A 23,229-nucleotide genomic window follows, 5' to 3' on the forward strand; every position below is an offset into this window, starting at 1 on the left:
TTTTTAACGAAGCCGCGTATTATTCCTGTCCTTCCAGCTAGCACATAGCAGTTAGCCATTTGAGCAACTATCTTGCATTGCAAGTCAAGTCATGCTAAGATGGGTTGCATAACAAGGTAGCGGTTAACATAAGGTAGCAAATCAGCCGGAGGATTACTGAAATCCGGATTCTCTGCCGTACCCACCTACCTTGCATAACAACCTAGTCGGAAAAGGAGACCACCACCATCTATGACAACACAAAGCCAGATGCTCAAGGGCATTCTCGAAGGCTGCATTCTGGCGCTTATGGAGCACCGGGAAGTGTACGGCTACGAGCTCAGCACCTTGCTGGAGAACAGCGGACTGACGTTTGTAAGCGAGGGCAGCATCTATCCGCTCCTGCTTCGAATGCAGAAAGAAGCGTTAATCGAAGGCACCCTTCGTTCCGAGCCGGGTGCAGGCGGACCACCCCGCAAATACTACAGGCTGACCGGCAAAGGACAGGAGACGCTCCAACAATTCAAGCAGCATTGGGGAACGCTTAAAGAGAGCGTGGACTTTATTTTAACTTCCGGAGGACAAAAAGCATGAAGATTAAACAAATGATCAAGGAAAACAACCGGCTTCAGGATGCGATGACACCCGGCAATTTGTCATATTATCAGGACATGGTTGTCTATATACGAAGCAGTTCCGTCAATGAAGCGAAGGGCGAGGAGCTGCTGCTGGAAATCGGCCAGCATCTGCTGGATGCTCAGGCTAAAGGAAAGACTGCGGAAGAAGTCTTCGGCAGCGATCCGGAAGCCTATTGCAAAGACCTGGTTGAGCAGCTGCCGCCTATGAAGGGCCTCAACAAACTGCAGCTTCACGTTATGATTCCTTGGATCTCGTTGACATGGTTCTTTTTCGTGCAGGCGATCGTTGGTTTTATTGTCACTTGGACGGGAGGTCCGGTGGAACGGATGACGCAGGTACGGGTTTCAACGCTGATTCTCCTGGCCGGAGGCTCCTACATCTTGATTCAATTAATAATGAAATGGATGAAGAACGGAACGTTCCAGCCGGAAGAAGAGCGGCGCAAAATCAATATCCGCCATATGGGCATTTACGTCGTTATCGCTGTAGTCATTCTTGTCGGCGGCGTGTGGCTGGGGCGGCTGCTCCCGGTGCTTCATATTCAGCCTTGGGTCAGCCTTGTCATTTTTGTCATCGGACTCTTGGGAACGAAGCTGTTTTTTTCGAGCAAATAATGCAAAATCGCCGCAATTTCGTTATAGTTCATGAAGATTTTTTTAATATTTTCCAAAAATATTGTAAACCAATGTCCGGTAGAAGGTGGTAGGATAAGGGTAATGCGTGGTAAAAGGAGGAAATCTCTTTATGAAATCCAAAAAGTCCGCCGTGGCTGCGATCCTTGCCCTTGCTCTATCCCTTCAGACGGGAATCATTGCGGGAGCAGCCCCTGCTTCGGAAACCAAATCAGCTTCAACAGCCGCCTCAAATAAAGCCACTGCCTTCGGCAATGCCGTATACAACAAGGCCAGCAAATTGCTGAAGGAGAAAGACGTCGCATACGCCAAGACGTATATCACCAAGCATATCCGCAGCGTAACCCGTTATCAGGCGACCATGCTTGTATTGAAGCTGGAGAATGCGATGAAAAAGCAGCTGTCAGCCAAGACCGACATCGTCTATAAAACCGGCATCCAAGACAAACTAATGAACATTTACAAATACAATGAGCCCATCAGCGCTACGCTCAGCCGCACGAAGGACGACAATCTCAGACAAGTCCTGATCAATTTACGCGACAGCGGCTACCGGTTGTTCACGACCGAAGGCGTTGTATTCCCGATCGTCGACTATAAGTCGCTGGTGTCTTACAAGCCGTATATTAACAAAGATATTCAAGCCTATATCGACATCATGGTGGTTGAATCCGAGAAGGTATCCGTCAGCGATGGTGCACTCATTATTCCTTGGTCGGACGTCATTGATCGGGGGCTGGTCCAGGAAGCTTTCCTAAAAGCTCATCCTAAATCAAACCGGGCCGCTGAAGTGGAGCGCATGCTGTGGTTCATGGAGTTCAGCCTGTTCTACGGCTACAACAACACGCCGCTCTTCGCTTATGAAGATAATCTCCTTGATCCCGAGGTGCGCCAAGCGCTGGATCAAGCCTTGAAGAGCAATGACATCGAGAACAGCCCGTTCCTGAAAAAGCTAAAAGCCTGGTCCGACGTCCTTAAAAGCAACAATGACAAGCTGACAAAGGAAGTCGAGGACTACCGCCAAAAGGAGTTCCCGCTGGAATAAGCGATTGGAACTTAATTCTTAAATAGCCATATTTATTTTGTACTATATAGAGAATAGTAACTTGATTAGGATGCGATTACTTTGGTTAGGAAACAAACGACTGTACCATTTTTAAAAAGCTATTGGGTATCTACTATTGGCGTATTTTTATTATCACAAATATTCTTTTTCACATCTGAAGCAACAGGTTGGATACTTAACTACAGAGATACGGATGGAACGTTATTTGGAAGGATTCTTGACTCTACTATTTTCACTGAATGGTTTAATTTCTACGAAACGCCCCAATATAATTTACTTACTGTCTTTTTTGGCATCTTTTTTCTTGTTCCTGGAATAATCAGTGCGTTAAGAAAGGCTTTTTCTCGCTGAGTTTAAGAACCTTACCTACACTTTAGGAAAACGAATACCAATTGCTGATTTAAGTTCTAATTGTTATGTGTCCAATTGGTTTAACAGCATTATGCTAAGCACTTTGAGCACAACCAAAAAGCCGGATTCCTGGAAGGGGAATCCGGCTTTTCAATGTGAGCGCAAGTCAACGCTTCGCACTTACAAGTTCCAAAAATGGACTTGTTCACGGGATTTCACGCCGCGACGCACCAACAAGTCCCCAAAAGGGACTTGTTCACGGGATTTCCGGCCGTTACGCAATTACAAGTCCCCAAAAGGGACTTGTTTGCGGAATCTCCCGCCGCGACGCACCTACAAGTCCCTAAAAGGGACTTGTTTGCGGAATTTCTCGCCGCTAAGCACTTACAAGTCCCCAAAAGGGACTTGTTCACGGGATTTCACGCCGCGATGCACCAACAAGTCCCCAGAAGGGACTTGTTCACGGAAATTCCCGCCGCGAAGCACTTGCAAGTCCCCAAAAGGGACTTGTTCACGGAATCTCCCGCCGCGACGCACCAACAAGTCCCCAAAAGGGACTTGTTTACGGGATTTCCCGCCGCGACGCACCAACAAGTCCCCAAAAGGGACTTGTTTACGGGATTTCCCGCCGCGACGCACTTACAAGTCCCCAAAAGGGACTTGTTCACGGGACTTCGCGCCGTTACGCACCAACAAGTCCCTAAAAAGGACTTGTTAGCGGGACTTTCCGCCTCTGGCTCACCAGCGGTTGCCCCTTCCCCGCTCCATCAAGCTCACGTTTTCAACGCGAGGCTTCCTTTTTTACCTAACCCGCATCAGATCAGCAGGTTGAACAAATTCACGTTCTTGTTCAGCTCGGTGTAGTCAAGACCCTTGCGCTGCATCCGCTCGATGAGAGGGCCGTAATCCTCCGGACGAAGCAGCTCTATTCCTACAAGCGCAGGCCCGTTCTCCTTGTTGTGCTTCTTCGTATATTCAAACCGGGCGATGTCGTCGTCAGGGCCGAGCACCTCTTCGAGGAACTCGCGCAAAGCCCCGGCACGCTGCGGGAAATTAATCATGAAGTAATGCTTCAGCCCTTCATAGATCAGGGATCGCTCCTTGATCTCCTGCATCCGGTCGATGTCATTGTTTCCGCCGCTGATGATGCACACAACGGTTTTGCCGCGAATCTTATCCCGGTTCATGTCCAGTGCAGCCACCGCCAGCGAACCGGCAGGCTCAACAACGATTGCATTCTCGTTGTACAGCTCCAGGATGGTTGTGCAGGCTTTCCCCTCCGGTACCATCACGATGTCGTCCACCAGCTCATTGCAAATATCATAGGTCAGCTGCCCGACGCGCTTGACCGCAGCTCCATCCACAAACTTGTCGATTTCGTCCATCGTGACAACCTCGCCTTGCTTCTTCGACTCCAGCATGGAGGCCGCGCCGAGCGGCTCAACACCGATGACTTGTGTCGATGGGCTCACCGTTTTCACATAGGTCGCCACCCCGGCCGCAAGTCCGCCGCCGCCGATGGTCACAAATACATAATCAGCTGGAGCATCAAGGTCCTCCATGACCTCCATGCCGATCGTTCCGTTCCCGGCGATAATCTTCGCTTCGTCAAACGGATGGATAAAGGCCATTCCTTGCTCCTCGCAAGCCTTAATCGCTTCATGATAGGCATCATCAAACGTATCCCCCGTCAAAATCACCTCGACACTGTCCCCGCCGAAACGCTTCACCTGCTTCACCTTCTGGTTCGGGGTGGTGCTTGGCATATAAATCTTGCCCTTGATGTTGAGCGCATTGCACGAGAATGCCACGCCCTGCGCGTGATTGCCGGCACTGGCGCATACGATGCCAGCACGACGTTCCTCATCGGACAAGCTGCGAATCATATTGTAAGCGCCCCGGATCTTGAATGACCGGACCACCTGCAGATCCTCTCGCTTCAAATACACATCGCAATTATATTTGGCTGATAATACGGCATCCCGCTGCAACGGGGTGCGGACGATCACTTCGCGAAGCACATGGTGCGCGCGTACGATATCTTCCATGCTGACGGCCTTGCGCTCAGCTTGCAATTCCTTCACTTCTCTCACTCCACTTCACCGTCCGGGCGGCAAAATCGCCTTTATCTCTACCCTTGAACTTTTTTTATTTCTCCTATTGTAACACTTTTCATCGTAATTTCTCGGGTCATTTTACACGAATTTCAGCCCGGAATACGCTGGTCCCTCTAATAATATCCATCGGGGAATACAAGAGACTCCTTGACTCGTTGACTAAGCAGCAATTTTGATCGCCCGCATACGCACGATTCTGACCTAGGCGAAAAACAAGGTGCAGCAGATGCTAAAAACATTTCCAATCTCCCATTTCTCAAAGAACAGATAGCTTCCAAAAAAAAGATAAGGCCGGAGAGTTCCCCGGCCCGATATATACATATTTTTTTGCAGGAAGGGTAACCTCACCCGTACTGTAAATAAACGGCCAAGAGGTGAAATGCCTGCAACCCGCTAGAGACGTTGCGCTAATCCATCGTAGTCGTAATCTGGTTTGGACAGTGACACTCCGCCTAATCCATCGCGATCGTAATCGGGATTCCCGACAGAGAAGTGATAATAATGTTCCCCTGCCCGATGCGTACTCCAAGCTTCTCCGCGGCAGCCTGACCCGCACCTTGATCAGCACCTGCAACCAACGAGAAACGTTGCTGCTTCGCAGCAGGATCATTGCCAGCAATAACCTCCGAATGGACACCATGGGAGCGTGGTCCAGGGCACGCTTGCTCGGATGTCGATCCAAGATCCCGCGGTTTTCCGTATACGGCCGAAACCAGCCAATGGGTGCCTCGATCAAGCCTTGCTCTTAACGTTGGGATAACGGTGCGGGGATGCAGCAGATTCGTGTTTGCATGCGGATAGATCAGCTCAGCCGCGTCAAATCCGAGCAGGCCGTGCACGGAGCTTCCGCCCCAGAGGGTAGAGGCCGCAGCCCTTCGACCCTCAACGATAGCCCCCCCGCCTTCCGTCAAGCCCACACCACGCTCGCCAAGCCCTAAGGCAAAACCTCCCTCAGCCGCCTCCAGCGGCCTTTCCGTATGAATCCGGTGAATCCGAATATGCCAAGGCAGTCCCGCCACCAGCCAGGTACGGACTTCAACGTTCGCCCAAGGCTTCCATCTGGCATACAGCACCTGATCCTGAATCCACGCTTCCTCGCACTTTCGCTTCACCCTGAACAGTTGATCCCCTTCGCTGAGGGCGAGCATGGAATCGAAGGCACCTTGGGAGAGCCCCCATTCCGCACGCGGAACGCTGAACGCGAAGGCAGTTGAGTAGGCGAACTTCTCGTACTTGGCCGACGTGTGCGTATGCTCATTGGAGGACAAATGCCCCGTATTAAAAGCCGCCGCATGACCGGTCTCCGGCTCCCGGCAGACGACCAGGTGCGCGGGCTCCTGCACGGAGATACGCTCCAGCGTTGGAAGCTCCTCTTCCTCCGCTGTCCAGAACGGGTCATTTTCGGCCAGCGCCAGTACGAGAAAGGTTTTTAGCGACCAGTAGGAGGAGCCTGGCGAATTATAATTTTCGGACATGATCTGGTTCGGGTAGGCATACCCGATCGTTAGGATGCCGCCGCGGTCGAAGATCGGCTGTCGGAACCACCATCGGAGGTTTCGCAGCACAAGGCCTTTGAGCTCGCCCGGCTTGAATCCGTCCATACCTGCGAATGCCGCCGCCGACCAGAAGGCGGATTGCGCGAACCGGTAGGTCAGGCTCCGGCCGTAGGGGATGGCGGCACCGTCCGGCGCATGCCAATAGACAAAGTCCGAAGCAAAGGCAGCGGCCCGCTCCAGATACCGCTCGGCGCGCTTCGGGTCCTCATTTGCCATGAGCCGGGCATAGACCAGACCATAATAATGGATCGCAAAAGGCCCGTAGTAATCGCAGTGTCCACCGATACCGTCACTGTACCACCCGCCTGACAGATAGAATTCGTCGATCCGGTTCAGGTTTCGTTCCACCTGCTCCTCATCGTAAGGAAGGCCCGCCTTCCGGAAGCCGACGTTAACCAGCACGTTGAAGAACAGCCAGTTGCAGTCATAACAAGGGTGCCTATTGATCTGATTCAACCATTGGTACAGATTAGCTTGCTCCCGCTCGTTCAGCGGATGCCAGATCCGGTCCGGCACAAGTGCCAGCGCCAAACCGAATACCGCCATCTCGACAAGCCGCTGATCATAATCGGTGACCTCTCCCCAGTACTCCTCATGTTCCGGGTCCGTGCCTGTGCGGATGCCGTCCAGGCACCGCTCCCACAGCTCCTCATGACCTCCGCCGGCAATGGCAGGTACAAGTCCCCAGAGCACCCTGGAGAAGCCCTCCATCTCGGCGACATTCGCCGAATACCCCGTGCCTGTGCTCCCGATGGACAGTCTCGCGTACCCTTTGCTGTAATACGGCTGCAGGGGTGCAAGGAGCTCGCCGAGAGCACGGTACATATCCTGCCGGGTCTTTAGCGGATTCCCCGCAACAGGGTGCACGCCCGCGCCGGTTCCAGTCCGGGCCGCCCTATCTATACTCCTATTTCCTTGAAAACTCATTTCGCTTCACGCTCCTTCGCCAAGCTTCATCTTTCCGGGCCCGGGACATATGGCCGGGCAGCGGCTTTACTTCAGACCATACACCATACCGTCCACACACCGTACTCATAGGAAGCCGTACGCACGGCGCGGCTACCTAATAAAGCTACTCCCAGTAAAACGGCCCCTGTCCCTGAAGCCGAGCCAAGCCTTCCACAAAGAAGTAGTCCCCATAGATGAGCGGCACGTCGATATTGCGCCCCTCCGGCACATGGCTTGTTCCATGGAGGATCAAGCCCTCCTCGTTGTCATCGTCCCAAGCACCGTAGTTTCGGTACAGCGATTCAAGAATTCGCTGAGCCGGTGTTCGGTAAATGGATGCCTCCACGGCCCCAGCCTTCTCCGCGAGCAGCAGCAGACCGCTTGCCGCGCACGCGCCGGCGGAAGAATCGCGATAAATCCTCGCTTCATCCGGTGCGCGGAAATCCCAATACGGCACATGATCCTCCGGCAGATTCGCCAGGAAGAAATGCGCGACCGTCTTCGCTGTATCCAGATAAATTTGCTTTCCGGTATGATGATAGGCGAGCGTCAAGCCGTACAGTGCCCAGGCGGTTCCCCGGGACCAGGCCGATTCCGGCGCATAGCCCTGCCCGCCGAGGCCTTCCAGGCGTTCGCCGGTTGCCGGATCGTACCGGATAATATGATAGACCGACCCGTCCGGACGGACAAAGTCACGAACGACCGTATCCATATGCGCCTCCGCCACATGCCGGTACCGCGGATCTCCACTGATCTCCGAAGCCAGGAACAGCAGCGGCGTGTTCATCGAGCAGTCGATAATCGCCAGCCCGGCATTGTCCTCCCCTTCTCTCCATGGGTTCCACGCCCGGATGTACCGGCCCTTAATATTAAAGCGTGCGGCCAAATAATTCGCCGCCTTCAGCGCCCGAATCTTCGACGTCTCGTTTCCGGTCAGCTTATAGGACGCCATGCTGGTCAGCGTCCACATGAAACCGAGATCATGATCCAGCCGCACGTAATCGTTCAGTACGTCATCCAGCCGCCGTTCGCAGGCTTCCGCAGCAGCGCGCAGCTCCTCGTCCCGGCTGCCGGTGTACAGCAGCCACAGCATGCCCGGCCAGAAGCCGGCCGTCCACCAGTGCGGCGCCTCCAGCTCATACCTTCCGTTCTGGCTTGCATGCGGGAAGCCGTCTCCAATGCGCTTGACGTTCCGCTGCGTCTTCGCCAGCGCCTTCATCCATGCTTCCGTCTTCCAATCCAATGCCGCCTCCGTCTTCATCTTCATTCTCCTTCGCCTATTTTGACTTAAATGAATCGAAACTCGAACGCCAGCGCCATGACCGTTTCGGGCTGCTTCACCTCAAAATCAACCGCATACCACAACGCTTCCTTGCCGTAATGATCACGGTACGTACGTGCCTGAACGGCGGCCGTCAGCCGACCATCGTCATATCGGATGACCAATCCGCTTTTCCCTTTACTGCCCCCCAGAACGACCGCATGTTCCCCGTCCACGAGCCGGATGTCCGGCTTCACCCGGGTAACGATCCGCTCAAGCAGGCTGTCCGGCGGCCGGTTGAAGCGATACTCGTCGATGACGGTCAGCTCGGGCTGTAGCCTCCTTTTGTTCCATACCATCGTCCGTATAAGTCCAAGCAGCTCGGGTTCGCGATATGCCTTCGTCAAATCGAGCCGCAGCCGATCCTCTTCCGTTTCCAGTGACGCTTCGAGCACGATCGCCTCGCTGTCCGGCCCCTCGCTCTGCCCCCGGCCGTTGATCACCGGCACGGAATGCCCCTGGGAACCGTTGCAATCATAGCCGTACCGCCCTTCGCCGAAGTAGTCGGCCGTATATTCCCCGCATCCCAGATCCGAGCACCATACTTCCCCCGCACCGTACAGGATAAAGTGCCCGAGGTCGTTATGATTGTGAGGCTCGTCATTTCGTCCTCCCTTGGCCGCGAACCCGTATCGCTCATGACCGGACGCGACCCGGGAAATGAGCCACTGGGCGTCTTCCAAATAATAGTCGGCCGCCCCCCACTCCTTTCCCGTTCTCCCGGGATCCAGCCAGATGAGGTTCCGCAGGGCAGGTGCCCAGCGGCTGCAATGATCCTCCCGATACCCCGCCGAAAGGGAGAGGGGCGGAGATTCGAACGCCTCATAGATTCCCGCTAAGTAGTGGGACAAGCCGGTCTGGACGGCAGCACGCGGCTGGGAATCGGAGAAGTTTGCGACCGCCCCGCCGCCAAGGAAGCATTTTTGCTGAAACAAAGCGATTTTCGAAACCTTTTCCTCCCGGAGCCAGTCGATCGCTCCCCGGCTGCGTTTGCGCAGCAGATCGGCATAATAAACGAAATAACCGAAGCCGTAATTCCAGTAGCCGAGACCCTCCAGACAAGCGCCATCCGCACCGAAGCCCTGAAGATAGCAAGCCATGCTCGCTTCTGTACGCTTCAGGATTTGGGTTAGCCGCTCCGAATCCTGCACGAGCAATAGCGCGGCCGAGCCGACAGAGCCCGCACACACGGCGGACCAATTGTGGGTCGCCGTCTCCCAGCCGTGCATGTGATCCAGAAAGGGCTTGAACAGCCGCTCGTTCACTTCGTCAGCTATCCTTGAATGAAGCAGCGGCGGCAGCATATCTCCGAGCAGCAGACGGATTTCACTCAAGGCGAACCCGGTCTCGGCGCTGAACAAATCGATGGTCCCCCGGATTTTCTCCGCAGACGAGGCATCCACATGCGCGGGCAGGCACCACGTATATTCGTCGCATATTGCCCACAGGATGTCGTGCAGAGACGTCAAATAATCCTCCCGCTCCGGGTGAAGAAGCGACAGAAGCGCGAACGTGTTCATTCTCCGTCTGCGTTCGAAGTAAACCCGCTCATACTCGAGCCTCGTCCCCTGCCGTTCATACAACGCGAACAGCCCATAGGTCAGCTGGGGGATCGAATCCTGCAACAAGCGCACGCCTTCCTCTTCGATCTCCCGGAGCGCGCTCCGGTATGCCGGATGGCTCAGGACGCCTTGCCAGAAGCGTCGCTGATCTCCGCCCGGGTAATAGAGCCGCAGATCCGCCGGGGCCATCCCGCGAACGATAGAGCCAAGCTCCCGATTCTTCTCCATGTGTACCGTTCCCCCTCCAATTTTCGTCCAGCCTTCATCAAACGCTCAAAATGCTCAAAACAATCAAACGCTCAAGCGGCTCCGATACTCCACCGGGGTTACCCCGGCATGGGACTTAAACGTCTTCGCGAAATGGCTTACATTATCATAGCCGAGGCTCTCGCATATTTCCCCGACGGTATGGTCGGTGCGCAGCAGCTGCTCCTTCGCGCGCTCCATCTTCATTCGGGTGACATACTCAATAAATGTGATTCCCGTCTCCTTCCGGAACATCCGGCTGAAATAGCTTGGATTCAGGTGCAGGAAGCCCGCAACCTCATCAAGCGAGATCCGCTGGTCCAGCCGAAGGGACACGTACCTGCATGCCTCGGCGACCTCGGTTCTTCGGCTTCCTCCTCTGCCGGCCTCGCGGGCCGTCGATGCGAGATACGCCTTCAGCCAGACATGCAGCTCGCTCAAAGCATCCATGTCCATCATCTCTTTATGCAGCGTATCGGCCGCATAGGTCTGCGGCATGGATGGCAGCAGATGGAGCCTCAGCTTCAGCTTGAGATCAAGCATGAGCTTAAGGAGCCAGTCCTTGACGGCTTCGGGAGCGTACTCGGCTTCGCGGATGCGCGAGATCCACCGGTCCGCCGGGTCCTCATCGCTCGGCCCGGCTTTGCCAAGCAGCATCTCCAGCAGTTCCCGGCTGGCCTGTTCATAGCAGTCGTACAGGCCGGAGGCGCTGCCCACTTTGGCGCCGCCTTGCTTCGGCTTGATTTTCTCGATCGTCCCGGGCTCCATATAAAACCGCTGATGCTCGCTGCCCAGCAGCTCCCCGAGGCCAAGCTTCAGCGACTGAGGGCTGTCGCAGCCGGTCCCGATGATGAAGGACATGCGGATCTTCAGGATCCGGAAGAGCGTGGACTGCACTTGTCTTAGACAGGCTCCGACCTCATCGTAAACGTTATGCCGGAGACCGGGGCGGTAGGAGAACAGCAGCAGCGAGCATCTTGCGTCATACCGGATATGCACGGCCTCCGGCTTCAGACTCCCCAGCACCTCGCGCAGCACATTGCCAAGGGCGAAGTGGGGGGTCTGCTCCGAAGCGAAGCGCTGCTTGATCTGCCGCAGCTCCTCCAGATAGCCGATCACGGGAAGGCAGTGATCATTCCCCCGGAGCACGCCGAATTCCGACAGCTCATGCCGCCATTTTTCCGGGGACAGAAGCGGCTGTTGCACGAAATCCTTCATGCGCTGCTCCCGCCGCAGCTCCTGAGCTTCGGAAGCCAGATGCCGCATCCGGCTCTTCTCCCAGCCCTGCTCGGCTTCCTCATCCATTCCCTGCTTGAACCGCACAAGCAGCCGGGCGAGCTCGCTCGGGTCCAGCGTCTCCTTCAGCAGATAATCCTGGATGCTTAGCCGCATCGCTTGCTGCGCATAATGGAATTCGCTGTGGCAGGACAGAATGGCGATGCGCACATCCGGCTTCACCTCGCGAATCCGTTCCGACAGCTCCAATCCGTTCATCCTTGGCATGCCGATATCCGTGATCAGAATGTCCGGCGGCTGCGTCTTGGCAAACTCCCAGGCGCTTAATCCGTTGTCGTAGCTTCCCATCAGCCGGAGGCCCATTTCCTCCCACGATATCGTCTCCGACAGCAGCTCGATCACCGGATAATCATCATCGACCAGCATCACGTTATACATCGGCATTCCCTCTTTCCGGTATATACATTTCGATCACCGTCCCTTGACCCTCTTCGCTGTAAACAGCGCATTGAAACCCGGAACCAAACACCATCCGCATTCGTTCCATGACGTTGGACAGGCCGATGCCGGAAAAGCCGCTCCCCGGCGCATCCATGGGAGACGATGTGCGAAGCGCTTGAGAATCCGAATCCGAACCCGCATCCGAACCCCTATCCGAACCTGAACCGGCCATATCGCCACCGGCAGCGCCGGAAGAACTCGCAGTCACCGTACGATCTCCCGTCCCTGTCTGCCCTTGCCCTTGGAAGCCTTCAGGGACGACCGGACTCGGCCCGCCCCGTGCGGCATCTTCCGCATCAGCAATGGCGTCGCCCGCGCCGAGGCGCAAGCTGCGGGCGATCCGCTCCCGCACCGAAGGGTCCATGCCGGCACCGTCATCCTTCACGCGCAGGATGATGCCCCCCGGCTCCACCACAGCCGTGATCGAGATGACCCCTGCCCGCCGGTTCAGCCCGTGGATGAGCGCATTCTCCACGATCGGCTGCAGGAAGAAGCGGGGCACCTTCAGCAGCAGAGCCTCCGAAGCGATGTCAAGCTCCAGCCTGACCTCCTCCTTCTGTCGCAGATTCATGAGCGCCAGATAATGAGAGATCAGCTCAAGCTCTTCGTGGAGGGCGATCTCATCCTCCTGCCGGCTGATCGTCATCCGGAGCAGCATCGACAGCGAGCCGATCATTCTGGCGCTTTCCGGGTCCCCTCGCTTCATGACCTTCATCCGGATCGAATTCAGAACATTGAACAAAAAATGCGGATGAATCTGCGCCTGCAGCATTTTCAGCTCAGCCTTTCGTTTTCTCGATTGATTGTCGGATATTTCGAAAATCATGGTCTGGATGCGGCTCAGCATATCGTCAAACAGATGCCCCAGACGCCCGATTTCGTCGTTGCCCCGAACATGCGAGCGCACCTCCAGGTTTCCCCGCTGAACGGCAGCCGCCGCCTTGCCGAGCCGGACCAGCGGTTTCGTAAACGTACGTACAAGTCCGATCAGCAGCATGAGAAAAACCAGAAAGGAGACCATTTGAAGCAGAAACGCGCGGCTAAAGATCGCATTGATATTAACGATCGCATCCTTATAAGGCTGCATCAGCACCAGCCGCCACCCGGCAAAGGGGATATCCTGCTCCACCATTAAATGCTTCTCGCCGTCCATCGGCATGATCGCGTAAGGAGCCGATCCGCTCCATTCCTCCACGTACGGGAACTTCGTACCGATACGTTCAGGATGATGGGAGGATACCACCATGCCGCTGCCATCCAGCATCAGCACGTCGCTCCCTTCGGACAGGGAGTCGAAGATCCGGCTGATTTGATCCTCCGTAAAGCTTACGATGACATACCCGTAGATATCCGAATCCGGAAGCCGGAGCGTTCGAACCACGGACAGCTGATACGGATGATCCATCCGGTCGGAGCGAAATACCGTCTCCTCGGGTCCAACCCAGAGCGACTCCAGCCCCTGAAGCCGGTGGATCCGGTCGAACCAGGGCTGGTCCATATAATCAAGCGGATTGTAATCGCTTACGGAATAGTTCATGTAATAGGCGCCGCTGGTCAGCAGCACCGTGACATAGCTGGGCTCGCCTACGACCGTCAAGCTTTCGATATGCTCCAGCACACGGCGGGATTCCACGAACCGATCGTATGGATCGGCCTCCTCATTGCCGGAGGCGACCTGTTTGAAATACGAGTTCAACGTGGAATTCACCTGAATGTAATTGGCGATATTGAGCTTACTTGAGAGCAGATTCGTCACCGAGCCGCGGATCAGCTGGAGCGCGTCATTCGCATTCTGTACGGCCTGCTCCTTCAAAGCCTCCTTCGTCATCGCATTGTAGAGTATTAAGCTGACGAGTGCCGGCACCGCGATGCAAGCGACCGACGCCCAGATCAGCTTATGGCGGATGGAGCTCGGCACCCACCTCTTCAGCCGGGTCAACATGTCCTTCACCCCGAGATCCTCAAACTTTCTGTTGATGCCAAGAAGGGACGAAGATTTCGCCCCTTTGGTTTTTTCTGTCATTATATCAGATCATTTTTGGTTGGATTCGATAATTTTGTTCACACGTTCTTGGGAATTGCGGATCGTCTGATCGATATCCTGATTTCCGAGAATGAGCTTCTCGTACTCCTCGTTAATCGCCTCATAGACCTCGGCTTGATACGGAGCCGGCGGAACGATGGCGGAAGCCTTGGAAGCAACCAGGGTATCGATGAGCGATTTCTTGTCGACCTTCTCCGGACTTTTCGTTCCGGCGAGAATGGTGTCGATGATTTTCTCGACCTGCTCGCTCTTGACGCCCTGCCATGCCGGAATGTTCTTGCCTTGGACAACCTGACCTTCGGTCGTGTACCAGCGGACGAACTTGTAAGCCTCCTCCTTATGCTTGGACTTGGCGGCAACAGCTACGTAGTCGGTCGTTACCGGCGTAAGTCCGGTCGGATCGCCCTCCTTGTTTTTCGGGAACGGGGCGACGGCGACCTCGAACTCAAGGGGCACTTTATCGGTTCCTCCGATCTCCGTGTTCATCCAGCTGCCGATCGTGATCATGCTCGCCGATTGATTGAAGAATTGGGTCCGGTAATTCAGCTTCTGCGAAATCATGTCCGTGTACGGCACGGAGGATTGATCCTCCTTCTCCATGCGCACCCGAAGCTCCAGCGTCTCACGGAAGGTCGGGTTATCCAGATTGGAGGTGCCGTCGGCTTTCAAAAAGTCGGTGTCCTGCGGCTGGTTCGCCATTTTGAGCTTCAGAAACTCCAGCCACCCGCCGCCCTGCGGCCCGTGAAAATATGTTCCGTAACGCTTGGCCGAGCCCTCGCCTTGGGTCAGCTTTTTCGCGTAATCCGCATAGTCGTCCCAGGTCCAGTCGGTCGGAACGGCAAGCCCCGCCTCCTTAAGATGGTCCTTGTTCAGCAGCACGTACCACGGATTGAATTTGCCGGGAAGCGCATACACTTTTCCGTCCAGCCGGGTGTCGACCTTGTAGTCCTCCTCCACGCTGAAGCCGTCCTTGGCGATATATTCATCCAGCGGCTCCGCCATGCCAAGCGCCACCCGCTGGGCATAACCGGCCGGGTCGCTGAACATGAGGATGTCCATCTGCGCCGACGATGCCGCTTCGAGATCCAGCTTCTTGAACGCCTCCTGGGTGTCCCCCTTCTCGCTGAGCTGGACGAGCTCGATCGTCACGCCGGGCGTCTTCGCCTCATATGCCGCCAGCGTCTCCTTCCAATTGTAAGCTTCCTCCGTGCCGTACGTATACAGTCTGAGATTGATCTTGTTGCCCTCTTGCCCGCTCTCTCCCTGCGCCGTTTGCTCCTTCGCGCCGCCGCACCCGGACAGCAGCCCGAGCAGCAGCGTGCCGACCAGCAAGCCGGCTTGCCATTTCTTATTCAACATTCGATTGCAACCTCCCCATGTTTTCGATTGGATCCCGTGATGATGGGTCGTAGCTGTTGATCTATTGCAGGCCGGCCGATTCGGCCTTAGCCCTTGACGCCTCCTAAAGCAATTCCTTCAATGACGCTCTTCTGCCCGATGATGAACACGATGAGCAGCGGAAAAATCGCCGAGACCGCAGCGGCCATGATCAAGGAATAGAATTCGCCGCTTAATGACGTGAATTTCTGCATGGCCAGCGGAATGGTGAACAGCCCGTCGGTGCGCAGGAAAATCAGCGGATTCTGATAGTCGTTCCATGTCCAGATGAACCGGAGGATGGCGTAGGTTGCAACGGCTGGCTTGACCAGCGGCAGCGCGATCGACCAGAAAATGCGCGGATGGCTGCCTCCGTCGATTTTCGCGGATTCGATAAACTCCTGGTGCACGCCCATGAAAAATTGCCGCAGCATAAACGTTCCCAGCACGCTGAAGCTGCCGAGCACGATCAGGCCGAAATGGTTATCGAACAGACCGATATTGCGGTACAAAATAAACTGCGGAATGAGGATCGCCTGACCCGGAATCATATAGGTGAAAAGTACGATCAGAAACAGCCACTTTCCTGCGGCGAACTGGATTTTCGAGAAGCCGTAGGCCGCCAGCGCCGACACCAGCGCCGAAATCGCGGTGGTCAGCAGGCTGACCTTGATCGAATTCCAGTAGTAGAGGTAGAACGGGTAATCGCCGAACCACACCTCCTTGTAATTTTCAATGGCGTTCCATTCCCTCGGGATCCATTGGATCGGGTAAACGAAGACGTCCTTTTCCACCTTGAAGGAAGTGATGAGCATCCAGACAAAAGGGAGCAGGAACAGGATGCTGACCGCGAACATGACCGCCGTCACGAACGCCTTGCGCCAGTCGGCCCGAAGTAGCGTGTGCATGGTTTCATCCTCCTCTCTAGTAGTTGACCCATTTCTTCTGGGCCGCCCACTGCCCGAGCGTGATCAGCATGACGAAGCCGAACAGCACGGCCGCAATGGACGATGCATACCCAACCTTCAAATTCACAAACGCCGTGTCGTACAAATACCAGACCATCATCGTCGTCGATCCGATCGGCCCGCCCTGGGTCATGACAGCGATAATGTCGAACACCTTGAAGGTCGAGATGATTCCCGTTACCAGCAGGAAAAAGGATGTCGGCGACAACAGCGGCAGCGTAATCCGCCTGAATTTGGTCCATCCATTCGCCCCGTCAATCTCGGCGGCCTCGTACAGGTCCTTCGGTATGGATTGCAGGCCGGCAATGTAGATAATCAGATTGAACCCGATCGAGATCCACACCGAGATCATCATGATCGAGACGAGCGCATAGTTCGGATCGGCGATCCATTTGGGCGGGCTCGCGATGCCGATACTTCGCAGCACCTCGTTAATCGGACCGTAGGAAGGCTGGAACAGCACCTGCCACACGACCGCAACCGCGACGATGTTCGAAATGTACGGCATGAAGTAAGCGACCTTGAAGTATCCCTTCATGTACACATGCCGGTCGATCAGGATCGCAAGCGCCATGGAGATGATCATGTAGATCGGGACCGTCAGCAGAAAGATCATGTTGTTTCGGATGGACTTTAAGAAGATATCATCCTCGAGCAGACTGCGGAAATTCTGCAGTCCGACCCACCGGATGCCGTCCCAGCCCTGCACGAAATTCCAATCGGCAAAGCCGAGCACCAGCGTTGCGATAATCGGGAACAGGACCAGAATCATGACGCCGATCAGCATCGGACTGATAAAAACCATTCCCCATAGCTGCTCTCCCCGCCGGAGACTCCTTCCGAAGCCCCTGCGCCTGTTGGTGCCGGCCCTGTTGTTGCCGGCCTCGTGCAGGCCGGGAGGAGGCGAGCTTTTCATTGTGCGTGCCATGTCTGACCACCTCGATTGTTTCGGATGGTTTCAGTATAAAAAAAATACCGTCAACGCATTGACGGTATTTTGATCAGATTCCCTTTAATTTTTACCTTTGCTCCCCTTACAGGAACTTCTCTTTAAACCATGAGGACGCCATGCCGACCTCGGACCGGCTCAGCTGATGGCCGCCGTTCTCCCAGTGCAGCTTCACGTCGGCGCCCGCTCCGCTCAGGAGCTCATTCAGATCCTCCGTCTCCTGCGGAGGACAGATCGGATCGCGCCGTCCTGCCGCAATGAACACCGGCACGCCGCTCAAATCCGGCAGCGTCTTATCGCGAAGAGGAACCATCGGGTGATGGAGAATCGCCCCTTGCAACGCATCCTCCCGATGGAAGAGCAGGCTGGCCGCGATATTCGCGCCATTGGAATAACCGATGGCCACGATCCGGCTGCGGTCGAAACCATACTCCTCCGCTGCCCAGTCCAGAAACGCATGCAGCTCCTGGGTCCGTTTTACGAGATCCTCCACGTCAAAAACGCCTTCGGCCAGACGCCGGAAAAATCTCGGCATCCCGTTCTCCAGCACATTCCCGCGAACGCCCAGCACGTTCGACGCCGGCGACACCATCTCGGCCAGCGGCAGCAAATCCTCCTCGTTTCCCCCGGTACCGTGCAGCAGCAGCAGGGTCGGCGCCTCGGCGGACGTGCCCTTCCGATAAATATGTTGATGCTCCATATGACAAATCTCCTTTCGGTCCATTCAGCTTATTTTCATAGAATACCCATAAAGCATTTACAAATTATCTTTAATTTAAGATTCTTTAATTACATCATACCATGGATTTCATGAATTTCAAGTGCGAAATGGACTCGAGGAAGGTCAGGCTCCTATTGCATCCGGTACCGTACGCTGATTATCGTTCTCTTGAGGCTTCACAGGCCTCCTTGATTCAATGGCTGCGATTCTTCTCTCCCCACTCGCATAATCCTTCCAATACCGGTAATAGCGTTTCCGCCTTAGCAGTAAGACTGTACTCGACTTTAGGGGGGACCTGAGGATACTCCTTCCGGTTCACCAAACCGTCCGCTTCCAGTTCCTTTAGCTGGGAGCTCAATGTTTTATAAGTAATCGCTCCTATTTGCCTTTTCAGATCATTGAACCGGACCGGTTGGTTTTCTGCCAAAAGGTAAATAATAACCATTTTCCATTTGCCGCCAATCACCGACAAGGTGTAGCCAAATGGCGTGTCTTGAATATGCTTCACCTTGCCCTTATATTCAGCCATGCTCATCTTCACACTATCCTTTCAGGTAGTACCTATCAAATTTGTGCGTACTACATTTTTATTTGTGCTCATTTTATACTTGCCTTACTTTGAAGTAAAGGAGATAAAAACATGACTCAAAAAACCATTCGTCTGTTAATGCCGCAATGGCAAGGAGGCAATAACCCTAACTACTCTTTTGGAGCAGAGCTGCTTGCCTGGCTGGCTCCCGACAATGACCAGCCCCTTATTCATGTGCCTGTTCAAGCATATGATGGAACTCCGCTTGAGAAGGAGAACGGCATGCATGGAAGAACCCAGCTGCTCGAACAATTAAAATCCGCACAGCATCTCATTGATGCTCATAAACCGGATCGCATTGTCATGTTTGGCGGCGACTGTTTAGTGGAACAAGCCCCGTTTGCCTATTTAAACGAACGATATGGCGGCGAATTAGGTTTAATTTGGATCGATGCTCACTCTGATTTGGTTAATTACGTCGGGTACGATAACGGACATGCGCTGCCGCTAGGAAATCTTTTGGGAGAAGGAGATAAGGATTTCGCACAACATGTAAAAGTCCCGCTAAAGCCTGATCATGTCTTTATCGCCGGATTAGCGGCGCCTACAGAGCAAGAAGCGGAAGTGATTTCAGAGGCATTTCAAAGACTGGGAATAACTACTGCAGAAGCAGATACAGAGGTCATCCAAAGATTAGGTATTCGAACTGCCAGTTCTGAAGAGTTAGCGAACAGTACGGAACCGATCAAAAAATGGATCAAAGAACACGGCATTAAGCACCTGGCGATTCATCTTGATCTAGACGTGCTTGATCCAAAAGCATTTCGTTCTCTATTATTCGCAAATCCTGAAGATCCCTTTGATCTGTCTCCTGCCGGAACCATGCAACTGCCTCAACTGCTTAAACTATTGAAAGAGCTTTCTGAGGAAACGGATGTCGTAGGACTAGGTATAACGGAGCATATGCCGTGGGACGCCATATATTTGAAAAATTTGCTTGGAGAACTACCTATTTTAAACAAGTGAACAAGCACATGCTCCATTACGGATCCATACGGGCTTCCAGTCCCTGAACGGCACCCTGCCGACTTAAAAAGGAAAAGAGGCCTTCCGAAATGGAAGGCCTCCCTTGTTGTATTCTCTATATGATTCCGTACGTGTTCCCCCGTAACAGAGACCATTATACCAGAAGATAAGAACTATGTCAGCGAGTAATTTGTCATTTCTCACAATTTTTTTACGATTTTATTAGTTAATCTTCCAGATCGATGGATGGAATAGCATATTTTTTCAGGATTATGCAAAATTTGATTCCAGCCGCTCCCGGGTACGATATATAGACGAATTAAACCGTTTCGCTCAATATATCGCTGATCGAAGTTGCTCTTTGGATTTTTGCATCATCCTCATTTAGAAAAATTGCAATCGTTTTGTTAAAGCTCCCTGCGGAACGGCAAATGCCTGCGCCCGCTTAAAGTTCATCGGGGCCCCGCGGACGATGGTCAGCGCCTTGTAATATTCAATGAACGGGAAGCCGTATGTTTCTCCGCGCGCATAGGCATATACATTCATGGCCTTGACCCATGTCTCGTAGGCTTCATCCGGAATATCGATAAACACCTCGGGATGAAAATCATACGGGTCCTCCCAGTTGTCGGCGTAGTACAAATGCTGCGCATAATGGGACGGCAGCTCGCGCTCGATCGTCTTCAGACCGGCGTAAAAGCGGGCGTCCTCCACAATGTAATGCGTATTGGAGTGATCTTTATGAATGCTCCCTTTCCAATGGGTAATGATGATATCCGGCTTCACTTCCCGGATGACATCGGCAACCTGGTACTTGACCTCTTCATTAAGCGGAAGCTCTGCGTCCTTGTAGGCAAGAAACCGGACGTCGGCCCCGACGATATCGGCGAATTGGTGCGCCTCTTCAATCTTCTGCTTCGCGTAATCTTCGGGCGTCATGCGGGGGTGCCCCTTTTCTCCCGGTGTCAGATGCAAAAATGTTGCTTTATGCCCCGCCTGCGTATATTTAGCGATTACTGCGCCTGCCGTCAGATCCATATCCCCCGCATGACCGCCGATCGCCAGAATGTGGTGCTGCTTCGCGTCCGTCATCATAAGTCCTCCCCTTATCGTTAGCGTACGATCTAATGCAATGACTTGCTCATAATGTCAAACCGGCGTGTGATCTGAAAGCCCGCTCTCCGGTACAGATGCCCTGCCGGGCTTTGCTCGCCGGTCCACAGAAACCAGGCGCCGTGGAGTCCCTGCGCTCGCATCAGGGCGAGGCAGTCGTACAGCAGAATTTTTCCAAGCCCCTTGCCTTGCATGGAAGGATCGACGCCAAACGGGCCGAACCGCTCGGCAACCCCTTCGTACCCGCCATGGAGGCAAAAACCGACCAGCTTCCCCCGGTCCCTCACAATCAGAATCTGATCCATCTTCAAGCACTGAAGCAGTCCCTCGCGGATCGCCCGGCCCCAATCGGGATTAAATACATCCGTGGCAAAAGAAATGAGCTCCACCAGATCGCTGTCGGAAGCCGCTCCAAACGTAAAGCCCTCGCTCTCGCGCTGCCGCTTCAGCTCCGCTACGTCCGGCGGTACGCGGAAATCGATGAGCGTGCGGTTCATTGCAGCCGCCGTGTAGTTTCTTGTGAACCCCGCCGCCTGCAGGAAGGCGAGTCCCTCGGGGTAGCTTTCACCGTCGATCCCCGGAACGATATAATTCGGCGCGTACGAGGAGAAGAACACCTTGCTGCGCCCATGACTGCGAAGAAACGCTTCCGCCTCCTCCAGCAGCCGCTTCGCAATGCCCTGCCTGCGCGACGAAGGCGCGGTTCCGAAGAACGTGATCCATCCGTGTGCGGGTTCTAGCTCCGTGCCGATCATCGGCAGCCTTCTCCGCACGGCATACAGCGCACCGGTAATGGTTCCCTCCTCCTCAGCGACCCGCAGCCCCTCCGGATCAAAATTCGGATCGAGCAGGACCAAATTGCGGAACCGCAGCCGGGTAACCGGATCTCCCGTTAAGCAGGCATTCCACAGCGCTATAATCCCTTCCTCGTCTCCAGGCCGGTATGACCGATAAATGATGCCGCTCACCATGCACCGCCTCCATCCCTTAGGTATCATCTTATGAACACTTCATTGCCCAATAAGCAAGTATTTGCAGCACAGCATAATGATTCAGTAACTGACTGCCCCTGACGAATGCCGACCTAAGCACAATGCCGCTTGGTGTATTCGTTGAGCCAGCATACGAGGCTAATTCGGATCGCGAACTGCGCCGGTGATGGCGTTATGCACTTGGACCCGCAGCTCTTTGACGCTGCTGCTCCGTCCGCCGTACACCCGGTTGGTCAGCAGCACGACGGCAAGATCATACGCGGGGTCGATCCACAGGCTTGTACCGGTGAAGCCGGTATGGCCATAGGCGCGTTCGCTCATCCAATCACCGGAGGCATCCATGCGGTCGCCCTTGAGGACCCAGCCAAGTCCGCGGTTCGCACCCGGAATCGCTGCCGTATGCGGCTTGATTGCCGTTCGCGCCGCAGCAGGGGACAGGATGCGCGTCGCTGGTGCTGCTCCTGCGACAGCTGCACCTTCATCAGTCTGGCCACTTGGTGCAGGAACCGCCCCCTCAAGCAGCCACATATGGACATATCGCAGCAAATCCCCCGCCGTCGCGAATAGTCCGGCATGACCGCATACGCCGCCCAGCGCTCTCGCCTTCTCATCATGCACCACACCGCATAAATGGCCCTGGAATTCCTCGTCATACTCGGTCGCCGCGTACCGGCCGAGCTGCTCCAGGGATGGCGTTAAGGTGGAATCAAGCATGCCGAGCGGTTCAAATACCCGCTGTCTTACCGCCTGGTCCAGCGGCATCTGCAGCAGCTCCTCGGCGATGCGTCCGAGCGTCAGGTATCCCAAATCACTGTATACAACGCTCTTGCCTGGTTCGCTTGAGAGCGGGGAAGTCAGCACCGCGTCCCACATCTGCTCCCGGCTCCAGCCGTGGGAATGAAGATTCATATCCGCCGCAAGGCCCGAGGTATGCGTCAGCAGCTCGCCTACCGTAATCGCCATCTTACCGGAGGCTCCGAATGCCGGAACAATATCAGCCGCTTTCGTGCTAAGCGTAATCCTTCCCTCATCCACCAGCTGGAGAATCAGCGGAAGCGTGACCGCAACCTTCGTGATGGAGGCGCAGTCATATAGCGTGTCCTTGTGGACAGTTACTGGCTCGCCTTGCTTCGGATCCGGATCGGCAAAGCCAGCCGCATAAAACCACGTCTCTCCGCGATGCAGCACGCCCAGTACAGCGCCGGGCATAATCCCTGCATCAATGGCCCGGTTCACGGCCGCGCAAGCGGCCTGAAGACCGTTCATGTCCAGCCCCAAACGCTCCGCGCCCTCGTTTCGATTCACAACGCAACCACTCCTTTCCGTCATATGCTCTTTTTTGACCAATGCTCCCGA

Annotated in this window: 19 protein-coding genes; 5 read left to right on the forward strand and 14 right to left on the reverse strand. The window is 54.8% G+C overall.

Annotation, left to right across the window (positions count from 1 at the left end):
* Positions 1-231: 231 nt before the first annotated feature.
* From NST44_RS00760 to NST44_RS00775, 4 genes are all read left to right on the forward strand, one after another.
* On the forward strand, positions 232-573 hold the full coding sequence (locus NST44_RS00760) for a PadR family transcriptional regulator (protein WP_007131000.1): 342 nt from the start codon (positions 232-234) through the stop codon (positions 571-573).
* Entirely contained in the window at positions 570-1,232 is a 663-nt protein-coding gene (locus tag NST44_RS00765) for a DUF1129 family protein (RefSeq protein ID WP_007130999.1), read from the forward strand. The genes NST44_RS00760 and NST44_RS00765 overlap by 4 nt, the downstream gene beginning before the upstream one ends.
* 130 nt (positions 1,233-1,362) lie before the next feature.
* Positions 1,363-2,295: a hypothetical protein gene (locus NST44_RS00770; RefSeq protein WP_340897334.1), complete on the forward strand. Its 933-nt coding sequence runs from the start codon at positions 1,363-1,365 to the stop codon at positions 2,293-2,295.
* 81 nt (positions 2,296-2,376) lie between these two features.
* On the forward strand, positions 2,377-2,667 hold the full coding sequence (locus NST44_RS00775; RefSeq protein ID WP_340897336.1) for a YfzA family protein: 291 nt from the start codon (positions 2,377-2,379) through the stop codon (positions 2,665-2,667).
* A gap of 815 nt (positions 2,668-3,482) precedes the next feature.
* On the opposite strand, the gene ilvA is transcribed toward NST44_RS00775, so the two are convergent.
* From ilvA to NST44_RS00830, 11 genes are all read right to left on the reverse strand, one after another.
* A complete protein-coding gene (gene ilvA, locus NST44_RS00780; RefSeq protein ID WP_340897338.1) occupies positions 3,483-4,751 on the reverse strand; it encodes a threonine ammonia-lyase IlvA in 1,269 nt (422 codons plus the stop codon).
* Between the two features lie 485 nt (positions 4,752-5,236).
* Entirely contained in the window at positions 5,237-7,267 is a 2,031-nt protein-coding gene (locus NST44_RS00785) for a DUF2264 domain-containing protein (RefSeq protein WP_445670714.1), read from the reverse strand.
* A 145-nt stretch (positions 7,268-7,412) separates the two neighbouring features.
* Positions 7,413-8,549 carry a glycoside hydrolase family 88 protein gene (locus tag NST44_RS00790; RefSeq protein WP_144869561.1) on the reverse strand — a complete coding sequence of 379 codons (1,137 nt, stop codon included), beginning with the start codon at positions 8,547-8,549 and terminating at the stop codon, positions 7,413-7,415.
* 26 nt (positions 8,550-8,575) lie between these two features.
* Positions 8,576-10,399 (reverse strand): heparinase II/III domain-containing protein, encoded by a 1,824-nt coding sequence (locus NST44_RS00795; protein ID WP_340897343.1) that lies wholly within the window; start codon positions 10,397-10,399, stop codon positions 8,576-8,578.
* 63 nt (positions 10,400-10,462) lie between these two features.
* Positions 10,463-12,091: a response regulator transcription factor gene (locus NST44_RS00800; protein WP_340897345.1), complete on the reverse strand. Its 1,629-nt coding sequence runs from the start codon at positions 12,089-12,091 to the stop codon at positions 10,463-10,465.
* A complete protein-coding gene (locus tag NST44_RS00805) occupies positions 12,084-14,096 on the reverse strand; it encodes a sensor histidine kinase (protein WP_340901398.1) in 2,013 nt (670 codons plus the stop codon). Before NST44_RS00805 ends, NST44_RS00800 begins: the two co-directional genes overlap by 8 nt.
* 90 nt (positions 14,097-14,186) lie before the next feature.
* Positions 14,187-15,557, reverse strand: a complete 1,371-nt coding sequence (locus tag NST44_RS00810; RefSeq protein ID WP_340897347.1) for an ABC transporter substrate-binding protein — start codon at positions 15,555-15,557, stop codon at positions 14,187-14,189.
* Positions 15,558-15,643: 86 nt separating this feature from the next.
* Entirely contained in the window at positions 15,644-16,483 is an 840-nt protein-coding gene (locus NST44_RS00815) for a carbohydrate ABC transporter permease (RefSeq protein WP_007132705.1), read from the reverse strand.
* 16 nt (positions 16,484-16,499) lie between these two features.
* Positions 16,500-17,471: a carbohydrate ABC transporter permease gene (locus tag NST44_RS00820; RefSeq protein ID WP_007132706.1), complete on the reverse strand. Its 972-nt coding sequence runs from the start codon at positions 17,469-17,471 to the stop codon at positions 16,500-16,502.
* Positions 17,472-17,577: 106 nt separating this feature from the next.
* A complete protein-coding gene (locus NST44_RS00825; protein WP_340897354.1) occupies positions 17,578-18,192 on the reverse strand; it encodes an alpha/beta hydrolase in 615 nt (204 codons plus the stop codon).
* Between the two features lie 214 nt (positions 18,193-18,406).
* Positions 18,407-18,748 carry a winged helix-turn-helix transcriptional regulator gene (locus NST44_RS00830; protein WP_007132708.1) on the reverse strand — a complete coding sequence of 114 codons (342 nt, stop codon included), beginning with the start codon at positions 18,746-18,748 and terminating at the stop codon, positions 18,407-18,409.
* 105 nt (positions 18,749-18,853) lie between these two features.
* Between NST44_RS00830 and NST44_RS00835 the strand changes: the two genes are divergently transcribed.
* A complete protein-coding gene (locus NST44_RS00835; RefSeq protein WP_340897355.1) occupies positions 18,854-19,768 on the forward strand; it encodes an arginase family protein in 915 nt (304 codons plus the stop codon).
* Between the two features lie 384 nt (positions 19,769-20,152).
* Here NST44_RS00835 and NST44_RS00840 read toward each other — a convergent pair whose 3' ends face one another.
* The 3 genes from NST44_RS00840 to NST44_RS00850 all read right to left on the reverse strand — a co-directional run bounded on the left by NST44_RS00840 (position 20,153) and on the right by NST44_RS00850 (position 23,178).
* Positions 20,153-20,863, reverse strand: coding sequence for a PIG-L deacetylase family protein (locus NST44_RS00840; RefSeq protein ID WP_340897357.1), 711 nt, complete (start codon positions 20,861-20,863; stop codon positions 20,153-20,155).
* 29 nt (positions 20,864-20,892) lie between these two features.
* Positions 20,893-21,852, reverse strand: a complete 960-nt coding sequence (locus NST44_RS00845) for a GNAT family N-acetyltransferase (protein ID WP_340897359.1) — start codon at positions 21,850-21,852, stop codon at positions 20,893-20,895.
* 159 nt (positions 21,853-22,011) lie between these two features.
* Complete coding sequence (locus NST44_RS00850) at positions 22,012-23,178, reverse strand: serine hydrolase domain-containing protein (RefSeq protein ID WP_340897361.1); 1,167 nt, start codon at positions 23,176-23,178, stop codon at positions 22,012-22,014.
* Between the last annotated feature and the right edge of the window lie 51 nt (positions 23,179-23,229).

The organism is Paenibacillus sp. FSL W8-0919 (assembly GCF_038003785.1).
Taxonomy (GTDB): domain Bacteria; phylum Bacillota; class Bacilli; order Paenibacillales; family Paenibacillaceae; genus Paenibacillus_AQ; species Paenibacillus_AQ lactis.